The organism is Tunturiibacter empetritectus (assembly GCF_014201375.1).
GTDB classification, from domain to species: domain Bacteria; phylum Acidobacteriota; class Terriglobia; order Terriglobales; family Acidobacteriaceae; genus Edaphobacter; species Edaphobacter lichenicola_D.
The window spans coordinates 1,175,649-1,196,091 of record NZ_JACHDZ010000001.1; the positions used below are offsets into that span (position 1 = coordinate 1,175,649).

At 60.2% G+C, this 20,443-nt stretch carries 17 protein-coding genes and 1 other RNA gene; 9 read left to right on the forward strand and 9 right to left on the reverse strand.

Annotated elements, in window-relative coordinates; all coding sequences use genetic code 11:
* Window positions 1-56 precede the first annotated feature (56 nt).
* The 4 genes from HDF10_RS05110 to HDF10_RS05125 all read right to left on the reverse strand — a co-directional run bounded on the left by HDF10_RS05110 (window position 57) and on the right by HDF10_RS05125 (window position 4,116).
* Complete coding sequence (locus tag HDF10_RS05110; RefSeq protein ID WP_183811042.1) at window positions 57-1,865, reverse strand: ATP-binding protein; 1,809 nt, start codon at window positions 1,863-1,865, stop codon at window positions 57-59.
* 173 nt (window positions 1,866-2,038) lie between these two features.
* Window positions 2,039-3,112 carry a Vgb family protein gene (locus tag HDF10_RS05115; RefSeq protein ID WP_183811044.1) on the reverse strand — a complete coding sequence of 358 codons (1,074 nt, stop codon included), beginning with the start codon at window positions 3,110-3,112 and terminating at the stop codon, window positions 2,039-2,041.
* Between the two features lie 255 nt (window positions 3,113-3,367).
* The gene (locus HDF10_RS05120; RefSeq protein WP_311732668.1) at window positions 3,368-3,877 is read right to left on the reverse strand and encodes a phosphatidylglycerophosphatase A family protein; all 510 of its coding nucleotides are present in this window, start codon (window positions 3,875-3,877) and stop codon (window positions 3,368-3,370) included.
* Window positions 3,877-4,116 carry a DNA gyrase inhibitor YacG gene (locus HDF10_RS05125; RefSeq protein ID WP_183811048.1) on the reverse strand — a complete coding sequence of 80 codons (240 nt, stop codon included), beginning with the start codon at window positions 4,114-4,116 and terminating at the stop codon, window positions 3,877-3,879. Before HDF10_RS05125 ends, HDF10_RS05120 begins: the two co-directional genes overlap by 1 nt.
* A 91-nt stretch (window positions 4,117-4,207) precedes the next feature.
* On the opposite strand from HDF10_RS05125, the gene HDF10_RS05130 reads away from it, so the two are divergent.
* A complete protein-coding gene (locus HDF10_RS05130) occupies window positions 4,208-5,035 on the forward strand; it encodes a hypothetical protein (protein WP_183811050.1) in 828 nt (275 codons plus the stop codon).
* Window positions 5,036-5,045: 10 nt separating this feature from the next.
* Here the strand turns inward: HDF10_RS05130 and rimO are convergent, their stop codons facing one another.
* From rimO to HDF10_RS05145, 3 genes are all read right to left on the reverse strand, one after another.
* Window positions 5,046-6,842, reverse strand: coding sequence for a 30S ribosomal protein S12 methylthiotransferase RimO (gene rimO / locus HDF10_RS05135; protein WP_311732680.1), 1,797 nt, complete (start codon window positions 6,840-6,842; stop codon window positions 5,046-5,048).
* A 407-nt stretch (window positions 6,843-7,249) separates the two neighbouring features.
* Complete coding sequence (locus HDF10_RS05140) at window positions 7,250-8,548, reverse strand: M48 family metalloprotease (RefSeq protein ID WP_183811052.1); 1,299 nt, start codon at window positions 8,546-8,548, stop codon at window positions 7,250-7,252.
* 116 nt (window positions 8,549-8,664) lie between these two features.
* A complete protein-coding gene (locus tag HDF10_RS05145; RefSeq protein WP_183811054.1) occupies window positions 8,665-10,125 on the reverse strand; it encodes a GH1 family beta-glucosidase in 1,461 nt (486 codons plus the stop codon).
* A gap of 161 nt (window positions 10,126-10,286) precedes the next feature.
* Here HDF10_RS05145 and ffs point away from each other — a divergent pair.
* From ffs to HDF10_RS05165, 4 genes are all read left to right on the forward strand, one after another.
* Window positions 10,287-10,384: signal recognition particle sRNA small type (gene ffs, locus HDF10_RS05150), an RNA gene on the forward strand.
* A gap of 302 nt (window positions 10,385-10,686) precedes the next feature.
* Window positions 10,687-11,703, forward strand: coding sequence for a beta-ketoacyl-ACP synthase III (locus HDF10_RS05155; RefSeq protein ID WP_183811056.1), 1,017 nt, complete (start codon window positions 10,687-10,689; stop codon window positions 11,701-11,703).
* 263 nt (window positions 11,704-11,966) lie between these two features.
* On the forward strand, window positions 11,967-12,539 hold the full coding sequence (locus HDF10_RS05160) for a PadR family transcriptional regulator (RefSeq protein WP_260177615.1): 573 nt from the start codon (window positions 11,967-11,969) through the stop codon (window positions 12,537-12,539).
* The gene (locus HDF10_RS05165; RefSeq protein WP_183811058.1) at window positions 12,539-13,222 is read left to right on the forward strand and encodes a DUF2306 domain-containing protein; all 684 of its coding nucleotides are present in this window, start codon (window positions 12,539-12,541) and stop codon (window positions 13,220-13,222) included. Before HDF10_RS05160 ends, HDF10_RS05165 begins: the two co-directional genes overlap by 1 nt.
* Window positions 13,223-13,233: 11 nt before the next feature.
* Here the strand turns inward: HDF10_RS05165 and HDF10_RS05170 are convergent, their stop codons facing one another.
* A complete protein-coding gene (locus HDF10_RS05170; RefSeq protein ID WP_183811060.1) occupies window positions 13,234-13,971 on the reverse strand; it encodes a YqaA family protein in 738 nt (245 codons plus the stop codon).
* Window positions 13,972-14,049: 78 nt separating this feature from the next.
* Window positions 14,050-14,916, reverse strand: a complete 867-nt coding sequence (locus HDF10_RS05175) for a menaquinone biosynthesis protein (protein ID WP_260177616.1) — start codon at window positions 14,914-14,916, stop codon at window positions 14,050-14,052.
* Between the two features lie 36 nt (window positions 14,917-14,952).
* Between HDF10_RS05175 and HDF10_RS05180 the strand changes: the two genes are divergently transcribed.
* The 4 genes from HDF10_RS05180 (at window position 14,953) to topA (ending at window position 20,441) form a co-directional block, all read left to right on the forward strand.
* Window positions 14,953-15,147 (forward strand): DUF3565 domain-containing protein, encoded by a 195-nt coding sequence (locus HDF10_RS05180; RefSeq protein WP_183811062.1) that lies wholly within the window; start codon window positions 14,953-14,955, stop codon window positions 15,145-15,147.
* A 32-nt stretch (window positions 15,148-15,179) separates the two neighbouring features.
* Window positions 15,180-15,980 (forward strand): DoxX family protein, encoded by an 801-nt coding sequence (locus tag HDF10_RS05185; RefSeq protein ID WP_183811064.1) that lies wholly within the window; start codon window positions 15,180-15,182, stop codon window positions 15,978-15,980.
* A 96-nt stretch (window positions 15,981-16,076) separates the two neighbouring features.
* On the forward strand, window positions 16,077-17,261 hold the full coding sequence (dprA, locus tag HDF10_RS05190) for a DNA-processing protein DprA (protein WP_183811066.1): 1,185 nt from the start codon (window positions 16,077-16,079) through the stop codon (window positions 17,259-17,261).
* A gap of 270 nt (window positions 17,262-17,531) precedes the next feature.
* On the forward strand, window positions 17,532-20,441 hold the full coding sequence (topA, locus tag HDF10_RS05195) for a type I DNA topoisomerase (RefSeq protein WP_183811068.1): 2,910 nt from the start codon (window positions 17,532-17,534) through the stop codon (window positions 20,439-20,441).
* Window positions 20,442-20,443 lie beyond the last annotated feature (2 nt).

The following is a 20,443-nucleotide window of genomic DNA, read 5'->3' on the forward strand; positions in this document are numbered from 1 at the left end:
TAAGATGACGCACAGGGGCCTGACGCAGCGGGCAATTAACTTGCGGCTAATTATGCTTATGCGAGGTTGTTCTGTGGCTGATGTCCGTTGAGTTCCGCGGCTGGGTGTCGCCCTCCCTGGACGGGCAGGAAGAGGGAGAAGACTGTGCCGCATCCCGGGGTGAGGGTGCGCGAGCGGACGCGCAGGCTGCCGCCGTGCTTTTCGACGAGTTCGCGCGAGACCCACAGGCCGAGGCCGGTGCCTGTCTCTTTTTTCGTGGTAAAGAAGGGTTCGAAGACGCTGTTGATGTGCTCGGGAAGGATGCCTTGTCCGGTGTCGGCGATGGTGATGCGAACGCCTTGACGCCTGGAGTCCCGGGGATCGGTGGCTGCGCTTGCTTCGAGGCGGATGGTGTCTCCCCTGGAGCACGCGTCGAGGCCGTTGGCGATGAGATTGGAGAGGATCTGGCGAAGTTCTCCGGCAGTGCCCAGAACCTCACGCTCGGTGGTGGTGTTGACGAGGAGGGTTACACCGAGAGCTGCGGCGCGGGCGTGGTAGAAGTCGCTGACCTCGTGGACGACGGTGGCGGGCTTGAAGTGCGCGGCGAGAGAGGTTTCGCGATAGAAGCCGAGCGACTGGCGGGTGATATGGGCGATTCGGTTGAGTTCGCTCTCAGCTTGCGAGAGAAGGTGGCGAATCTCGTCGAGCTCGTCGGAGCGGCGGGCGATATAGACGAGGTTGGTGAGGCCTTCGAGAGGATTGTTGACCTCGTGCGCCATCGAGGCGGCGAGACGGCCAGCGGCGGCGAGTTTTTCGGCACGCATGAGCGCGCTCTCGGACATGCGACGCTCGGTGATGTCGCGGAAGACGAGGACGATGCCGACGATCTTTCCGGAGCTGTCGCGAATCGGCGCGCCGCTGTCGTCGATACAGATCTCGGTGCCGTCTTTGGAGACGAGGTAGGTGTGGTTGGCCAGGCCGACGACCGTGCCGAGGCGACGCACCTTGTCGACTGGATTTTCGACCGCGGCGCGAGTGTCCTCGTTGAAGATGGGGAAGACGGTGTGCAGCGAGACCCCGTGGGACTCTTCTTCCTTCCAGCCGGTGAGCCGCTCCGCGACAAGGTTCATGAAGACGATGTTGCCCTCGGTGTCGCAGGCGATGACGGCGTCTCCGATACTTCGGATGGTGGTGTTGAGCCACTGCTCGCGTGCGTAGGATTCGTCGCCGCGTTGCTGGATCTCTCTGACCTGCTGGTTGTAGGCGGCGGTGAGCAGGTGGAAGATTCTTCGCGTCTCCCATGCGAGAAGACCTGCGATGAGTGCGGCAGTGAGGACAAGGATGATCCTGGCGTTTCGATTGACGAGGATATTTTCGGCGGAACGGACGGCGCGGCGCTCGGTGACGATATTCAGGAACTCATCCATCTGGGCGCGTAGATTGTCCATCTCCTGCTTGCGCTCGAGGAGATCCTGATCGAGGACGGCGGGCTCTTTCGGGAAGGAGTCGATCTCGTGATAGGCGGTGAGCTCCCACTGCTTGTGCTCGGCCTGAATACGGCGCAGACGGGCGACTTGATCGGGGCGGTGAACCAGCGAGAAGAGCGTGTCGAACTCGGGCTCGATCTGCAGGTCGGCGGAGTGTAAGGGCTCGAGGTAGACGGGATTGCGGGTGAGGAGAAATCCACGCAGGCCAGTCTCTTCGTCGAGGATGAGTTTGATCAGCCGGTTGCCGTGGAGAATGACCACGTCGGCGCGGTCGATGGCGTCCGCGCTTTCTTCGACGCGTTGCAGACCGTATCCAAGGACCAGAGCGAGAATGGCAAGTGCTGCAATGGGTAGAGCGAGGAGCCGAAATAAGAGCCTGTTGTAAAGCCGCAATTCCAAAGTATTTTCCTCACGCACGCCTTGCACATCCAGATCGTGTCCAGAGTAGAGGATTCCTGGTTAGTACCGATTTTACCGATGCGGGGTCGATCTGGCGACAGGATCGAGGGCAACGCTGCACCACACTCAGTAATGGAAGCAGAGCTTGCCGCGCGTAACGGTATGAGGACAGGCTAGATGAGACTGCGTCCTTCGACGTCCATGGCTACGTGGTAGAGAGCGTCGCGGGTGGCGAGGGTCGCGTTGCCGTCCTCGAGGAACGCAAGGCCTACGAGGTTGCTGCCAGAGACGACGAGGGTGGCCTGATGGTGGCGGTCGATGCGGATGATGCCGCGCTGTCCGTGGAGGCTGGCGGCCACGTAGAGATTGTCGTCCACGTCGATGGCCATGCCCTGGGCGCGGCCAAGGCCCTGGTAGAAGATGGTGGCGTTGCCGTCGCGGTCGATGGCGTGGATGACCTGGTTGGAGGAGGTGGTGGGTCCGGTGACGAAAAGCGTGCCGGCATCGTTGAAGGCGAGATGGTAGGCTGCGATGCTGGGTTCGAGCGTGGCGTAGACGAAGATCTCGCCGCTGGTGCCGTCGATGTTGGCGCGGCCGATCTTGAAGATAGTGCCGGAGCGGTCGCCGACGAAGAGGTTGCCGTCGCGGTCGAAGGCGATGCCGGTGGCGATGCCCATGCCTTCGGCGTAGGTGGACATGGCGCCCTCTGGGGAGATGCGATAGACGGTGCCCTCGGCGCGGGAGCTGGCGTAGAGGTAGCCGTCGGGACCGAAGGCGAGGCCGGTGGCGTTCATGAGGTCGCGGACGAAGGGGCGGATTTGGAAGTCGCGCTGGATCTGGAAGATTGATACCGGAACGGCCTGGCCGCGCGAGCCGGAGACGGTGGCGTAGACGTTGCCGTCGGCGTCGACCGCGGGGTTGGCGACGGGGTGGAGATTTTCCGCCATGGGCACTGCGACGCGTACTGGTAGCGGATTGCTGGACTGGCCGCTGCGATGCAGGATCAGGTCGCCGGTGATGGTTCCCTCGGGGACGCGGATGGTGGCGCGGGTGGGGCGGCTAAGCAGGAGTGGAGCGGAGATGTCGCCGATGGTCGCTCGCGGGACGAGGGTGTCGCGGGGCTCGAGGTGTGCGCCGTGAACCTCGATCTCGCCGCCGGGCATGGCCGCGGGGGGCTTGACGCGGTCCAGGTGCGGGGCGGGGGCGTCGGGCTTGTCGGGGGTGAGGAGCGAACGGAGTGTGGTCATGGCTGTTTTAGCGTAGACCGGCGTGGATGGGAGTGCAAGGTGTCCGGCAGGACGGGCCCGCTGCGCGCGGGGCGGTCACTTCGTGACTTGTATATCTTGTTGGGGTAGGTGATCTGCGTGGGTCCTCCCGATGGTCGGAAAAAGATGATTCCGACCATCGGGAGGAACTGGGCTGCTGACCCTGCCGGGACCGGTATACGCGTCACGAAGTGACCGCTGCCCGCGCAGGGCGCCCGTCCGGCAGGACAGTCGTTCCTAAAAGAAGAGATGAATGAGTTGCGCGATGGCGAGAGCGAAGAGGCCGGCGCCTACGTCGTCGAGCATGATGCCGGTGCCGCCGGGGAGGCGCTCGAGCTGGCGGATGGGCGGCGGCTTGAGGATATCGAAGAAGCGAAAGAGCAGGAGCGAGATTGCGGCGTGTTGCCAGTCGGCTGGGATGGCGATGAGGGCGATGAGTTGGCCGGCGACCTCGTCGATGACGACGTGGCCGGGATCTTCGCGGCCGGACTCGTGGGCGACGATGGTGGCGGCGGGGATGCCGATGAGCGTGGCGAGGATCGCGGCGATGGTGGTGCCGATTGCGAAGGCGACTGGAGCCGGATGCAGGAGGTGGGCCGCGGCGTACCAGAGGAGGACCGCGGATATGCTGCCGTAGGTGCCGGGGCCGGGCTTCAGCAGGCCTGCTCCGAAGAAGGTGCCGATGGCCCACGCCCAGAGGGTCTTCTTTTCGGAGGGCGGATGGGTCTGGATGTTGGAGTTCGCCACTAGTTCACGTCGTCGTCGTTCTGGCGATTGTGCTTGTTCGAGCGGGCGAGCTCTTCGAGAAGATCGGGGTCCTGGATGGGCGTGGAGATCTTGTAGTCTCCACTGGCCCATTTGCCGAGGTCGATGCGGCGGCAGCGGTCGGAGCAGAAGGGGAAGTCTTCGCCGGTGGCAAGGACGATGTTGCGGCAGGTGGGGCAGCGGAGGGTCTTGATCTTTGCATCGGGAGATTTGTTAGACATAGCAACTCTATTTTAACTCCTGTGGGTGGATGCGAACTACGCATCTAAAGTTTCAGGTGGAGGACACTGTTTTCGGGTGGAGGAGACTGGGATGCTGGGAGCGCTTCGTTACTGCACGAATCTATCCGCAGGCTGGGCAGGTGGTCGCCTCCTGGCGGGTTTGCTCCTTTTCGTTGCGGCTTCGAGTGCTTCAAGCAGTGCGAGTGCTTCAGGGAGTGCGCAGCGAAGTGTATCGGTAACGACTCTGGAGCCTCTGCCGGCGGGGGTGACGTTGCCGGTGCGGCTGGGTAGAAGGCTGCGTGCGGGAAAGACGCGCGTTGGATCGACGGTGGTTGTCAAGACGACCCAGCGAGTGCCAGTGACTGCGGTGATTTACCTCGATCGCGGTGCGGAGTTAGAGGGCAAGATTGTCGCGTCGGTGGCGGGAGACGGAACGGCTGCCTCGCCATCGGTTCTGTCGATCGAGTTCACCAGCCTGCGTTACCGGAAGCAGACCGTCGCGGTCGTGATCTGGGCGATTGCGATTGCAAACTTTGTACAGGTGGGGGATACGTTCTTGCCGGTGCAGGGTGGCTCGGACCGTGGGAATTCGAGTGAGGCGAGTTGGACGACGGCGCAGGTGGGGGGCGACCAGGTGGTCCGGTCGGGCTGGGTTGGTCCTGTGGTTGGAAGCGGATTGCGCACGGTTGGGAGCGCGGACTACTACGGCGTGTACAGCCTGCCTGCGGGTGCGGCGGGATCTTCTGTGCCGCGAGCGATGGGAGTCTTTTCGACGACGGCTTCGGGGCTCTATGGCTTTGAGAACGGCACTTCGTTGAGCTCGTCCGGGGGAACAATCACCTTGAACAGAGTCGGCAAGAGGCTTGAGATGCGGGATGGAGACAATCTGCTGCTGGAGGTTGTCGCTTCTTCGCGATAGTTGCGCGCTCTTATTCGAGGATGCGGGCGACTACGTCGTAGTCGTGGGACTCGGTGATCTCGGCGCGGTAGAAGGTGCCGGGGACGAGGGTTTCGTGCGGACCGAAGTCGTTGATGAAGACCTTGCCGTCTATCTCGGGCGCGTGGAGCGAGGTGCGACCCTCCCAGAGAAGTTCAGTCTCTTCTGATTCGCCTTCGACGAGGAGGTCGATCTCGCGGCCTACCCACTCGGCCTTGGATTTGGTGCTGATCTTTTGTTGAAGCTTCATCAGCTTGCGGCGGCGCGCCTGGATAGTGCGGTTGGGGAGCTTTGTTTCGTCGGGAAGTTCGAAAGCCTTGGCGCCCTCCTCGTCGGAGTAGGTGAAGACGCCAAGCCAGTCAATCTTCGCGGCGGTGATGAAGGCTTCGAGCTCTTTGTAGTCGGCTTCGGTTTCGCCGGGGAAGCCGACGATGAAGCTGGTGCGAATGACGATGCCGGGGACGATGCGGCGAGCCTTCGCGATGAGATCGAGAAAGATCTGCGCGTTGCCGCCGCGCTTCATCGTCTTGAGGACGCTGGCGCTCGCGTGTTGTAGGGGCACGTCGAGATATTTTGCGATGGTGTCGTGCTTCGCCATCGTCTCGAGTAGACGCGCGGTGACCTTGTTGGGATAGGTGTAGAGGAAGCGCAGCCAGCGCAGGCCGGGGAGTACGGCGAGCGCGTCGAGTAGCGTCGCGAGGCCGTCGGTGAAGCCGAGGTCTTCGCCGTAACAGGTCGTGTCCTGACCAATGAGTGTGATCTCGCGAACGCCTTGCTTGATGAGGTTTTCCGCTTCGGCGATGATCGACGACATGCGGCGCGAGCGGAACTTGCCGCGAAGCTGCGGGATGATGCAGAAACTGCAGGGGTGATCGCAGCCTTCGGCGATCTTAATGTAGGCCGACGCGCGCGGCGTGGTGAGGATGCGCGGGGTGGCGTCGTTATAGAGGTACTCGGGGAGTGCGGCTGTGGCACCGTCCCATGACTCGCGGGAGAAGCGGCCTTGCTGCTGTCGGAGGTCGCCTTCGGGACGGCTGGTGTTGCCTGCATCGATGCCGGCAGGCAAGTGGGCGATGTGGTCGCCGGTGTGATTCAGCGGCTCGTCGCCGTGGGTCGTGCCGGTCTCGGCGAGCGACTGCACAATGCGGAGCTGCGGGGCAATCTCGCGGTCGTGCTCGGGATCGGCGAGTGGGCGCGAGTGCTGCGAGACGGCGCTGGGGGCACGATCGATCAGATTCTGTCCAGCCTGCATGCTGGTCGCTTCGAGCTGCGCGACTTCGCCGTCGGTCTGGGACATGCTGATGGCGTGGGTGTGGATGGTTGCCTCGGGTGTGCCCTGCGGGAGGATGTTGAAGGGCGAGTTAGTCTGCGCATGGCCGCTGGGCGTGAGGCCCGCTGCGGCGAGGATGGCTTCAAGCTCGCCGGTGCCGACGACTGCGTCCACCTCGGGGATGTTCTTCTGGATCTCGTCGCGGTAGCGCTCGACGAGGCAGCCGGCGACAACGATGCGCTGGGCTTTGCCTCCGAACTGACGCTTGTGCTGGACCATCTCGAGGATGGTGTTGACCGACTCCTGCTTGGCCGAGTCGATGAAGCTGCAGGTGTTGATGACGATAATCTCGGCGTCTTCGGCGCGGGGAGTGAGCTCGGCTCCGTTGTGGTGGAGCAGGCCCATCATGACCTCGGAGTCGACGAGGTTTTTGGGGCAGCCGAGGGAGACGAAGCCCACCTTGGGGCGAGGCGCAGCAGCCTGGAGAGGTTCGGCTTCGATGGTTGCCAGATTGGTCACGGTCTTATAGTTTAGCAACTTTTGCCTGCTCCGCGTGCTCTCTCCGGGTATCTCCCACTCCGTGTTTTAGTGTCAAAGTATTCATTCTTATGGGGTTATGCGCGTACCTGCGGGTAGGGTGCTGAGGTAAAGTATTGATTTTATTGCGAGCCCCACTGCAAAGTCTTCATTCTGCTTGGGTTGTGTCGCCTCCGGGCCTTTTCTTTTGTCTGCGAAAAGCCCCAGGGATCTGTCCGGAGCTTTTTTTCTCTTCTACAAGGATAGCTGCTGGCGTGGAACTAATATGCCACGTGGATCTTCTTCCTTATGAGTTGGATAGCGTCGAATGGGGCTTGACAGCGTGAATTGCGTTGTAAAACGGCGGATGGCTTGAGTGCTGTTCGGCGGGTGAATTTTCGTCGATGAGGTCAGTTCGACTGTAGTGCGGTTGCGGGCTTGCTCGGTGTCTCAGAGTAGTTGTGCCAGACCGCTCCGATGGTTCTGTAGAGGTTGAGCGAGCGGTCGGGTGGGTCAGTTGCCGTTGGATCGGCAGGATGCTTGGCGGCGATGGTCCACCAAGCCAGAGGAGCTTCGGTGAGGTCGTAACCGGCGTCGTGAAGAAGTCCCAGACTGACTCTGCCACTCTGCTGGATCTCGTGGGAGTAGATCGTCTTTGCTGAGGAGAAGGTCGCGATACCAGTGGCAAGCCCAAGGCCCGGTACGAAGAGACCAGCGGCAAACCCTCCGAGGTTCGCCGCGAGCATGGCCTGGTTTTTTGGCATAGCAAGATAGGTTTGCTTTTCGAGGGCCGTGCCGACGTTATCGGCCAGGACGGCCGCGAGCTGGGAGTCATTCTGCAGGCGTTCGACGATGTGCCGGGGTACGAGGATGACGCCGCTGGGCATCGTGCGGGCATCGTGCCATTTGGGCTCATCGACCAGTTGAAAACGGAAGTCGATTTTGGTCTCGTCGGTGTCGGGGAGATCGCGTTGATAGCGGGGAATGAGACTCTCTCCGATGCGGTCTATGCGAGCCTGCATGACGGCGTCATGGACGGGCGGAATTTTCCTGGGGTCAACACCGAGAAAGAACTTGCCGGCGGCATTTTGTTTGGAGTCGTCGGGAACCGCTGAGGGATCGTATTCGTTCCTGGCCAGGAGCTTCTCCTCGCGGTTCTGGATGATATTCGGGGTAAAGATCACAGCTTCAGCGAGAATCGTGCCATCCTCACGGAGTTTGCCATGAAAGGCGATCCAGATATTTGTGGTTACCTGGGAGAGTGAAGCAAGAGGAGCCTTGAAGGTGACCTGCGTGGATGCGTTGATGAGAATGGGGTAGCCATCGGCACGGACGAGAATCTCCTTGGATGTGGCTGGAGAGAGGCCGCGATCGATGACGGCGAATCCGCTTAGTTTGCGCTCGGGCGCGGGGAGAAACATGATCTCCATGGCTTTGATCTGGTGTTTGCCGCGCTCCTGTCTGCCAACGATGCTGACCGGCTGGCCGACGAAGGGCGATCCGGAGGTGGCTGGATCGCGGAGGAAGACGTTTCCCACGCGAACTCTTGTTTCGTGATTAAAGAGGACATGCAATCCGTTGGCGTCGAAGTCGGTGAAGGAGACGGCGCGAGTGACAAAGCCCTCCAGTGGGAGAGGCTGCTCTTGCGCTGTTGCGATGGTGGCTAGGGCAGAGAAGAGTGCAAGTACTACACAGATGCGTCGAACCATAACGTCGAGGATGGATCCACCTTTTCTAAATTGACAGCGGCTGCCCGATGTTTGTCGGTGCAGCCGCGATTGTCAAGGCTCATCTGACGTTTTTCAATAACACTTCAGGCTAGTTTTCAGGCGAGGCCGTTGCGGGCGATGACCTCGCGGTAGAAGTTGGCGCTCATCTTGGGGGTGCGCTTCTGCGTGGCGAAGTCGACGTAGTGGATGCCGAAGCGGTAGGCGTAGCCGTCGGCCCACTCGAAGTTGTCCATCAGGCTCCAGAGGAAGTAGCCGCGGACGGGAACGCCCTCGGAGACTCCGCGATGAAGCTGCGTGAGGTAGTTGCGGAGGTACATGACGCGGTCGGAGTCGTAGACGTGGCCGTCGGGGGTGAGGACGTCGGTGGAGGAGGCTCCGTTCTCGGTGATGTAGATCTCCTTGATGTTCCAGAGCTCGGCGGCGAGCTTGGGTCCCCAGTAGAGCGCCTCGGGGCCGACGTGGAGCCAGGGGCTCATCATGTGCGGGTAGGACTCTGGTGACGGAACGAGGTCGAAGCCGGCGTGGGAGTCGTCGGCGCGAACGTAGGTGGAGGTGTAGATGTTGAGGCCAACGAAGTCGAGCGGCGTGCCGATGGCCTTCATGTCAGCGTCGGTAAACTTCGGCGCGTCGGCACCCGCATGTGCGAGGTAGGCGTCGGTATAGCGTCCTTCCATGATGACGGTCAGGTATCCGGCATTGATCTGACGCATAGCCTTTGCAGCGGCGGCGATGTGCTCTGGCGTTTCGATGACGGGCACGGCGGCTCTTGCATTCTCCGCCAAGCCAACCTTGGTGCCCGCTTTCGCGTGGGCGCGGATGGCCTGTACTCCAAGGCCGTGGGCGAGTACCGCGTGATGACGAACCTGGTTGACGCCGGCGGGTGGCAGCTTGAGTCCGGGAGCGTGACGGCCGGTGGCGTATCCGTTGACGAAGGAGCTCATCTCGTTGAGGGTCATGAAGTACTTGACGCGGTCGGAGAGATGTTCGGCGACATAGCCTGCGTAATTCGCGAAGGCCTCGGAGGTGTCGCGCGACTGCCAGCCGCCCTTGTCTTCGAGCGCCTGTGGGAGATCCCAGTGATAGAGAGTGCAGTAGGGTTGAATGTCGTTGGCCAGAAGTTCATCGACGAGGCGGTGGTAGAAGTCGAGGCCCTTCGGATTTGGTGTGCCTGTGCCTACCGGGAAGACTCGCGGCCATGCGACCGAGAAGCGGTAGGTCTTGAGGCCAAGCGCCTTCATCAGCTGCACGTCTTCCTTGTAGCGATGGTAGTGGTCGTTGGCGACGTCGCCGGTGTCTCCGTTTTTGACCTTGCCTGGAAGATGGGAGAAGGTGTCCCAGATGGAGGGGCCGCGGCCGTCTTCATTAACAGCACCTTCGACCTGATAGGAGGCGGTGGCAGAGCCCCAGAGGAAGCCCTTGGGGAAGGTTCGCGCAGCAGGTGCGGAGGGAGTGACTTCGGCTGAGGCCGGGGTGGCGAGGGTTGTGAATGCGGTGGGGGCGAGTGCGGCGGATCCAAGCAGGCGGGCGAAGGTGCGGCGGCTAAATCGATTGAGCAAAGTAGACCCGCGTGAGATTGCCGGAATTGTAGCTGCTTGAAATAAGAGATGACAACGACAGCTGGCGAAAAGTCTAACGAAAAATACTCCGCGAAGTTTTGCACCAGATGGAGATAGCGGCGTCAGCACAGTTCGGGTTTGAAGTGCTAAACTAGCTCATGTGCCGGGTCCTACGCGACGTAATCCCGCCAACCCCGCCAGGTCCGGAAGGAAGCAACGGTAACGGGTCATTACGGGCGCAGTAGGTCGCCCGGTGCACTAATTCTCTCCTCCCTCTACTTTCGCCGCAGCCTCCCGCAATGGCGCAGTAGGTCGCCCGGTGCACTATCTTCAACTCTTCTTTTTGCATTATCCCTCCTCTTCTTTTCCCGCTCAGCACATTTATGATTCGCCCACTCCTAAAGGGTGAATGTGTCTTTTTTGAGTCGCTGCACGTCAAGGAACTCGTCAGGAGAACGTGACACGCGTACTCTTCTCAGAGAGAATGGTCCAACGGTGAACGACGGTTCATTTTGAAACGGTTTTTGTCTTTATTGCTTTGACACTAGATGAGGTGAGAGTTTGAGTTTGACGTTGAAGCCGCAGACGCGGGTACGCGCGAAGATCAGTTCGGTAGGGACCTATGTTCCTCCGCGTTTGTTGACCAATGCGGATCTGGAAAAGATGGTCGCAACCAACGATCAATGGATTGTCGAGCGGACGGGAATTCGTGAGCGGCACATTGTGGACCCGGGGGTCGCGACCAGCGATCTGGCGGTGGAGGCGGCGAAGAAGTGTCTCGCGGCTCGCGGCATCGAGGCCAGTGAGCTTGAGGTGATCATCGTGGCCACGGTGACGCCCGATATGTTCTTTCCTGCGACAGCCTGCCTGGTCCAGGACAAGCTCGGGGTGAAGGGCGCATGGGGCTTCGATCTTTCGGCAGCCTGCTCGGGATTTCCCTATGCCTTGCAGGTGGGGGCGAAGCTGGTTGAGAGCGGGATGCACAAGAAGGTGATGGTGATTGGAGCGGATGTGATGAGCTCGATCATCGACTACACCGATCGCGCGACCTGCGTGATCTTCGGCGACGGCGCCGGCGCGGTGTTGCTGGAGCCCTGCGAAGAGGGAGAGGTCGGGCTGGTCGACTACTGGCACGAGATCGATGGCTCTGGTGCGGCGGCGCTGAATATGCCCGGCGGCGGCAGCTTGAATCCTCCGACAGCCGAGACGGTCGCAGCGAAGATGCATTACGTCCATCAGGACGGGCAGGCGGTGTACAAGTTTGCGGTGCGCAAGATGGCCGAAGCCGCGGAGATCATCCTGACGCGCAACGGTGTGGAAGGGAAGGATCTTGGTTGCTTCATCCCGCACCAGGCGAACAAGCGGATTATTCTTTCGACTGCGGAGCGGCTGGGGATGCCGGAGGAGTCGGTGATCATCAACATCGACCGGTACGGCAACACCACGGCGGCTACGATTCCGATGGCCATGCAGACGGCGCTTGAAGAGAAGCGGTTGAAGAAGGGCGATCTGGTTCTGCTGGCGAGCGTTGGAGCTGGCTTCACCGTGGGAGCTACTTTGTTGCGGTGGGAGTTCTAAGAGGCTGTGCAGACGCTGTTCTGCCGGACCGGCCTCGGAGAGCGGTCACTTCTTGACGTGTATACCTTGTCTTGGCGAAGCTAGCTGCTTCGGTCCTCCCGTTGGTCGGAGGAGAAATTGATTCCGACCAACCGGAGGACCGGGCGAAGCAATAAAAAGGCGTGTGAACGCCCACCCCACGCGCAGTGGGCCCGTCCGGCAGGACGGCTTCTATTAAAGATTTCTCTTGCTTAATATATCTTTTAGATATATAGCTTGAAGCTATGAAAATGGAAGGCGGGTCGACTCCCAATGCTTTGCTTGGACTTCTGAGCCTGAGGCCGATGTCCGGATACGACATTCGCCAGATGGTCTCGCGCTCCATCGGACACTTCTGGAGCGAGAGCTATGGACAGATCTATCCAGGATTGAAGCGGCTGGCGGCAGCGGGTCTGGTCGAGAAGAAGACCGAGCGCAACAAAGGAAAGCCGGATCGGAACCTGTACTCGCTTACGGCGGAGGGACGCGAGCAACTGCAGGAGTGGTTAAAGATTCCGGTCTCCGAGGAAGTAGCGAGGAACGAGTTGCTGTTGAAGCTCTTCTTCGGCGTGCATGTCACGACGAGCGTCAATCGCGAGCATGTGGCCTCGAATATGGAGTTTCATCAGCGGGCGCTGAAGGTGTACAGCGCCACGGCGAAGCAGCTGCGGAAGGAAGAGGCGAACGATCCTAATCTGCCCTACTGGTTGATGACGCTGAACTATGGACGGCACTACAGCGCAGCGATGTTGAAGTGGTGCAGGGAGACGCTGGCGGAGTTGGACGAGATAGAGAGCAAAGTAAAAAGGAGGCGGTGATGCATGCACTCGATCCGTTTTGGGTAAAGATCTTTCTTGCGATTCATATTGCAGCGGGAGGCTCGTCGTTTCTGCTTGCTCCGATTGCACTCGCCACGGCGAAGGGCGGCAAGCAGCATAAACGCTGGGGGATGGTCTATCTATGGTCGATGGGGATTGTCGCGGCGACGGCGATCCCGATGGCCTTGTTCTTCCCGGTGCGTTTTCTGGCTCTGGTGGCGGTGTTCAGCTTCTACTTCGCTTTCTCGGGGTATCGCGTTCTGCGCTTGAAGGAGCTGGCGCGTGGTGGAAGCGCGGAGCCGATCGACTGGATCGCCGGGGTCGTCACGTTCGCGATCAGTGCGCTGCTCGCGTGGTTGTCGTGGTTCCGGCCTGCATCGATCGAAGTGATTCCGCTGGTGGGCGTGGCGTTTGGATTCATCGGAATGAGAGGCGCGGCGACGCAGCTGCTCTCGTTCGTGCGCAAGCCGAAGGAGAAGATGTTCTGGTGGTACACGCACCTGGGAAATTTTATCGGCAGTTATATCGCGGCGTGGTCTGCCTTTAGTGTTGTTACCTTGACGCGTGTGATCGGCAATCATTGGTACGTGTGGCTGTGGCCGACGATGATCGGTGTGCCTGCGATTATTGTGACCACGGCGTACTACCAGCGCAAGTTTGCTCCGCGGGTGAAGGCAGCGTAAGGGAAGTGGAATCAGACCGCGGTGTTGGTTGGCTTGGCGAGTCCGCGTGAGCGTGGGCGAACGGCACGCGACGTCTTGTAGAGCTTCCAGAAGGCGAAGGCGCAGCTTGCTAGAATCCCGGTCCAGATCACAATGAGAACCGGGGTCGCGTACTTGTCGGAGAGATTGTTCCAGAGGCGGAGGATGTGCCGTCCGTAGTGGATTCCCAGCCACGCTGCAACCGAGTGACGCAGGGCGCGGCTGATGATGAAGGTGGTAAGGAACTTTCTCCGCGACATATTCAGCGCGCCCGCAGCGAGGACGAAGGGGCTTAGCGGCATGGGCGGCGGCAGGATCGCCGGGAGAGCGACGGAGAGGATGGCGTGGTCTTCCATCCATTCACAGACGCGCTTGAAGATGCGAGGCGGAACGTGCTTCTCAAGAAAGGCCATGCCTCCGGACTGGCCTACCTGATAGCTGAACCATCCGCCGAGCCCCGACCCGATCGTGGCGAGCAGGATCAGGAGAAACCAGCTCTGATGCTGCGCGGACAACACGATGATCATGATGTCGGTGATGCCGGGCAGAGGCAGCGGAACGAAGGAGCTGTCGACGATGGAGACCAGGAAGACGCCGAAGAGGCCGAAGCTGAAGAGCAGATGGAGGAACGGGCTACGGGCGCGATGCGAGGACGCAACAGTCTGCAGGGCTGCGGCGAGGCTCTTGGCTGGGATCTCGATCAGGATCGTGGCAGCTGCGCGCAGGCTCATAGAGATTAAGACGCGACCAACAGAGAAGAAGTCGCTGAAATTCTGAAGATTGGTGAAGTGGCGAGTATAGCAGAGGGTTTACAGGAGGCGAAGATCGGGCAGGGCGGGGAGAACGTCGACCTCCGCGGCATATTGCCGAAAGAGTTTAATGGCCTGCATGCAATCCGTATTCAAAACGTAGTGGATGTTGCTGGAGAGATAGTGACGAATGACAGCGGGGCTCAGGTTGATTCGTGGAGTCCACTCTTCGACCAGATCTTCGATGTGGAGGAGGCCGTGATTGCGCGAGGCTTCGAGGTCTTCGACGAGTTGAGCCGCAGTGAGGCGAGGGGTGCCGAGGGACTCTGGCCGCACGGCCCACACCGCGGCGACCCATGGTACGTTGGTGCGGATGTGCCACTCGTGGGCGAGATCGAACCACTGGCACGGGCCAACCTCCGCTTCGATCTGCTCGCGGCGTTCGAGGGCGAGCAGGGCAGGATCGCCGATGAGGATGGCAGCATCGGACTGCTGCAGCATCGCTACGGGATCGGCTGGAGCGGGCAGGAATGCGGGATGATTGTTGGCGAACTTGCGGAAGAGAATCTCAGCATAGGCGAGCGAACTGCGGGAGGCGGTGTCGGCTGAGACCGTATTCACCGTGCTGAACGTGTGAGGAGATTTGACGATGAGCTGAATGGACCGAACTTCGTTCAGCGAAGCGATAGTGCATCCAGGGACGACGGCGAGCTCTGGCGTGAGCGCTGCGATCGGGATAAGGCCGAGGTCGGCGCGGCCTGCGAGAAGTTCGGCGGCACACTGCGAGGGCTGGGTGTAGTGCAGCGAATAGCGCTGTGCCAGCTCCTGGGCAAGCGGTGCGTGCTCGAAGTCCCACATCAGCGGTGCGGGGTTGAGAAAGTTGATGGCAGCGACGCGAAGCATGGAAGATGAAGACGAAGTGTTCAAAGGACTAGTTTATTGGATGTGGAGGAGGCGTGCTCGATGCAGAGGCGAGTCGTGGGTTTTTATCAGGATGAACAGCAGCACTGGGCGGCCCGGATGGACTGCGGACATGGGCAGCATGTGCGGCACGATCCGCCGTGGATGCTGCGTGAGTGGGTGACGACGGAAGAGGGCAGGGTGGCGCGAATCGGGAGTGTAATGGAGTGCAAGCGATGCGATGAGGAGGAAAGGTAAACGTCTCGTAGTAGGATTCTCTCGACACAACCATGTCATTCCGAAAGGGAGCCGAAAGAATGGATGGATTGTTGAAGGTTGGCCGTCTCTTCTTCGCCGCCGCGCTGGTGTTCTTTGGAGTGCAGTACTTCATCTACGTCGGCGAGTTGAGGGGCCCGATTCCTGGCCCGCCGTGGATTCCTGGGTCGCATTCGATGGCGTTGCTGGCCGGAGCTGCGCTGATCGCGGTTGCAGTCTGCATCGTGACGGAAAAACTGGCACGGCTGGCGACGGGACTTTTGGGTTTGGCTTTGTTTTTATACGTCCTGTGTCTGCAACTCCCCAGGCTCATCGCGCAGCCGCATAGCCCCGATCCCTGGACCAGCGGCTTCGAGCTTCTGGCTTTGATGGGTGGCGCCTTCGTGCTGGCTCGGATCGAGACTCCGGACGGACTCAGCTTCGAGCCGACGGATCGCGTGCTGTCGCATTTAGCCACCTTCGGACGCGTTGCGTTTGCCATCGCGCTAGTGGTCTTCGCCGTGCAGCACTTCCTGTATGCGAAGTTTGTGGCGACGATTGTCCCCGCATGGATTCCCGCGCGCCTGTTCTGGGCGTACTTCGTCGGAGTGGCGTTTATCGCAGCGGCTCTGGCGATCGTCACCAGGCAGATGGCACGAACCGCGTCAGTCTTGTTGGGTACGATGTTTTTTATCTGGGTCGTTATTCTTCACGTGCCCCGCGTCGCAGCTAACCCGCGCAGTGGGGACGAGGTCACTAGCCTGCTAGTTGCATTGGCGATGAGCGGCGTGTCTTTTATTCTTGCCGAGAGCTTCGCCGCCGACCCTGTCGCCTAAGATGCGATACAGTGACGGTGAGCCTCTGTCAGTCGGCGATATTTGGAGTCGCAGACTAGAGAGGCCCGCGAAGCATACCGACGAAGAGGACCATGAATGGCTTTGGCGCAGCAGGATGCAACAGTGATAAAGGAACAGGCACGGTTGGCATGGGTGGCTTTGACGCTGACGCCGGGAATGGGCCCCACAAGAATCTGGAAGGCGATGAATCGGCTCGGCGCGGCGGAGCGGGTACTCGAGGCTTCGCTGACCGAGTTGGAAGGCGCGGGGATGCCGGCGCAGTCGGCGCAGTTTGTCTTTGAGGGCAAAGCGAAGGCGGCCGCCGAAGACGAGTTGAAGCGCGTCGCCGAAGCCGGCGGCAGTCTATTGACGCCGGAAGATGAGGCCTACCCTGAACGGCTGCGCGAGATCTACGATCCACCGTCTGCGCTTTGGATTCGCGGGGACGTCTCTCTGCTGGCACGGCCGGGAATCGCGGTTGTCGGAACGCGTCAGCCCTCGCCGTACGGAGCAGGCATGGCGGAGTTGCTCTCACGCGATCTTGCGAACCGGCGAATGGTGATCCTGAGCGGCATGGCTCGCGGGGTCGACACCGCAGCGCACAAGGGAGCGATCGAGGCAGGCGGCAAAACCATCGCTGTCTGGGGCACGGGCATCGACGTCATCTATCCCAAGGAGAACAAGAAGCTGGCCGAGCAGATCGTCGCAACCGGCGGAACCATAGTGAGCGAATACCCTCTCGGAACGTTTCCCGCGCCGCAGAACTTTCCCATTCGCAATCGGATTCTGAGCGGAATGAGCGTCGGAGTCCTGGTCATCGAAGCGGCCGAGTACAGCGGAACCAGAATTACAGCGCGGTGTGCGATGGAGCAGAATCGCGATGTCTATGCCGTCCCCGGCAATGTGACGAACAAGAACGCGTGGGGCCCTAACACGCTGATAAAGCAGGGAGCTAAGCTGACCGCGACCTGGGAGGATATCTGGGAGGATCTGCCCTCCGAGATCAGGTTGGCCCTGGAGGATGAGCAGGCAGCCGCTGGAGGGGGCTCTGAATCGAAACCGGGAGGGACTGCATCTCTATTTAACGATACGCCGCTTCCCGAGCACGAGAGGATCGTCTTCGAAAAGCTGCGGCACGATGAGTCGACGCAACTGGACGAGCTGATCGAACAGTTGGAGGCAGAGTTGGGATCCGCAGAGATCTTCACTGCGCTCTTCGAACTTGAGCTTGCGGGGCGCGTTCGGCAACTGCCCGGAAAAAATTATGTGCGGGCGTTCTGAGTCGCAGTGGCAAGGTTGATTCCTGCGGCAAAGCGCATGCCGCAAAGATAAACGTAAGCATAGGGTTTAGTTTGACTTGGCGAGTTATCCACAGTGTGGGCCAGCTCGTCGATTTGAGTTGCTGTGCTATGACCTTCTCAGTTCGATTTCGTCAGTTGAGCAAACATGACGAGATGACGCATTTGCGGAACTCGTGTTAGGTTCGCAATGGAATAAGGAAGTGTGGAACGTTTTGCCTCGGCATTACGTTCTGGTGGATGAAGGGAACAAATGGGTAAATCATTAGTTATCGTCGAATCGCCGGCGAAGGCGAAGACGATTGGGAAGTATCTCGGCAGCGACTACGTGGTGGAGGCCTCGATTGGCCACATCATGGACCTGCCGAAGAACGACATCGGCGTCGAGCTGAAGAAGCGGACGTTTGAGCCGACGCTGATTGTGTCTCCGGGCAAAGAGAAGGTGGTGGATCGGCTGAAGAAGCTGGCGTCGAAGGCGGACATGGTCTACCTTGCGCCCGACCCGGACCGCGAAGGCGAGGCGATTGCCGCGCATCTATCTATACAGTTGCTGCCGATGATGAAGGACAAGTCGAAGGTTCGGCGCGTCACCTTTAATGAGATCACGAAGAAAGCGGTGCAGGCTGCGTTTTTGCATGCTCGGGATATAGATGAGGATCTGGTGGATGCGCAGCAGACCCGGCGCGTGCTGGACCGGCTGGTGGGCTATCAGGTCTCTCCGCTGCTGTGGGATAAAGTTCGGCGCGGGCTCTCCGCAGGACGTGTGCAGACCGTCGCCCTGCGGCTGATCGTCGAGCGCGAGCAGGAGATTAATGACTTCAACCCAGTCGAGTACTGGACCATCGATGCACAGCTTGAGCCGACTGCCAACAAGCAGAGCTTCACAGCACGATTCGTCGGTGTCAACGGGGTACCTGCACGTGTTGCGAACGGAAAAGATGAAGAGGGTAAAGAGGTCTTTCTGTCGAACGCGCTGCCCGAGCACGAGGCTGTCGACGAGGTTGTCAGCGAGCTGAAAATTGCGAAGTGGAGCGTTCGCTCGGTTGAGAAGAAAGAGCGCAGAAGCAATCCGAAGGCTCCCTTTACGACGAGTAAGTTGCAGCAGGATGCGGCTGGCCGTCTCGGCTTCAACGTGCGCCGCACGATGGGCGTGGCGCAACGTTTATATGAGGGCGTTGAGATTGGCTCTGAAGGTACGGTCGGTCTTATCACTTACATGCGTACCGACTCGACCCGCGTCAGCGCAGATGCGATTGCCGAGGCTCGCGAGTTCATCGGCAAGCTGGGGGCGAAGTATCTGCCGGCAACTCCGAACGAGTATGTTGGCAAAAAGCAGCAGGTTGAGGCGCAGGGCGCTCACGAGGCCATTCGTCCGACGAGCGTAAAGTACACGCCGGAGTCGATCCGAAAGTATCTAAGCGATGAGCAGTTCAGGCTCTACAAGCTGATCTGGCAGCGTTTTGTCTCCAGCCAGATGACGCCAGCTGTCTTCGACCAGACGACCGTAGATATTGTTGCGCAGGCAAAGCTCGCCTATGACTTCCGCGTGACCGGCAGTGTGTTGAAGTTCGAAGGCCACCTGAAGTTCGAAGAAGAAGATAAGCGCGCACGCCAGGCAGCCAAAGATAAGGCCGCGAAGGAAGAGACGTCCGCAAAGCCAGTTGTCGATGCAGGGGCAACCGCGCAGGCCGGGAGTGAAGACGAGGATGAGGCAGAGGCAAGGTTGCCGGAGTTGAGCAACGGCGAGGCGCTGCGTCTCCAGAAGCTGGACCCGCTGCAGAAGTTTACTCAGCCGCCGCCGCGCTTCAACGAAGCGAGCCTGGTCAAGACACTCGAAGAGAAGGGAATCGGCCGGCCCTCTACCTACGCGTCCATCATTAATACGATTCAGGATCGCGACTACGTCAAGAAGATCCAGTCGAAGTTTGTGCCGACCGAGATTGGCACGGTCGTGACGAAGCTGCTGGTGAAGAACTTCCCCTACATCTTCGATACGGCCTACACCGCGACACTCGAAGGCGAACTCGACGCCGTCGAAGATGGGACGGAGCGATGGACAGATCTGCTGAGCGGGTTCTACGACCACTTCGAGAAGGAGCTGAACGTCGCCAGCGACAAGATGGAAGATGTCAAGCGGATGGAGCAGAAGACCAATGAAGTCTGCGACAACTGCGGCAGCCCTCTGATCCTGAAGTGGGGCAAGTTCGGCAGCTTTTATTCGTGCAGCAACTTCACCAAGGTCAAGCCTATGACGATTGCGGCCGGCCCATGGAAGAAGGATTCCAAAGCTGTAACCAAAAAGGTTACAAGTGCGTTTGCCTTCCCGCTGATCGTGAAATCGACGACCGAAGATGTTGTCGAATACTCGAAGGAGGTCGGCGATGCGAAGGAGATGGCGTCTGCTATCGCCGAAGCTGCCGTGCAGGGGAAGAAGGTCACGGTCGAGCCGATAAGCTGCGACTTCACCAAGGAGAACTTCGCGGCGAAGCCTGACCTGAGCGCACCCGGAGCCGATGAGGCGCCCGAAGAGGAGGCCTGCGACAACTGCGGACGCACCATGGTGCTGCGCAATGGTCCCTGGGGCCCGTTCATGGCCTGCCCCGGCTACAACGAAGATCCGCCCTGCAAGACGATTCGCAAGCTGAATCAGAAGGTGCAGCAGAAGCCGCCGGTCCAGCTCGCAGAGTCCTGCCCGAAGTGCGGCAAACCACTGCTGCTCCGCAACGGTCAGTACGGCGAGTTCATCAGCTGCAGCGGCTATCCCAAGTGCAAGTACATCAAGCAGGAGCTGCTCGACGTAAAGTGCCCGAAGGACGGCGGCGATATCGCTGTGCGCAAGACCAAGCGCGGCGACCTCTTCTACGGCTGCGTGAACTATCCCAAGTGCGACTTTGCGTCGAACCTGAAGCTGGTCAACCAGACCTGCCCGAAGTGCGACAGCGCCTACGTGCTCGAGGTGGTCAACGACAAGGGAACCTACCTGGTCTGCCCGAACAACCGCGAGGCCCTGCCTAAGCGCCGCAAGAAGAAAGGCGCGCCCGAGGAAGAGCCGACGACTCCGCCCTGCACCTACGAGAAGAAGATCGCAGGACCGGCTCCCGTGCCCGTCATCGAGCGGCCCGACCCGGAGAAGACCCGGGCGGTTGTCGAGAGCGTAGCTTAACC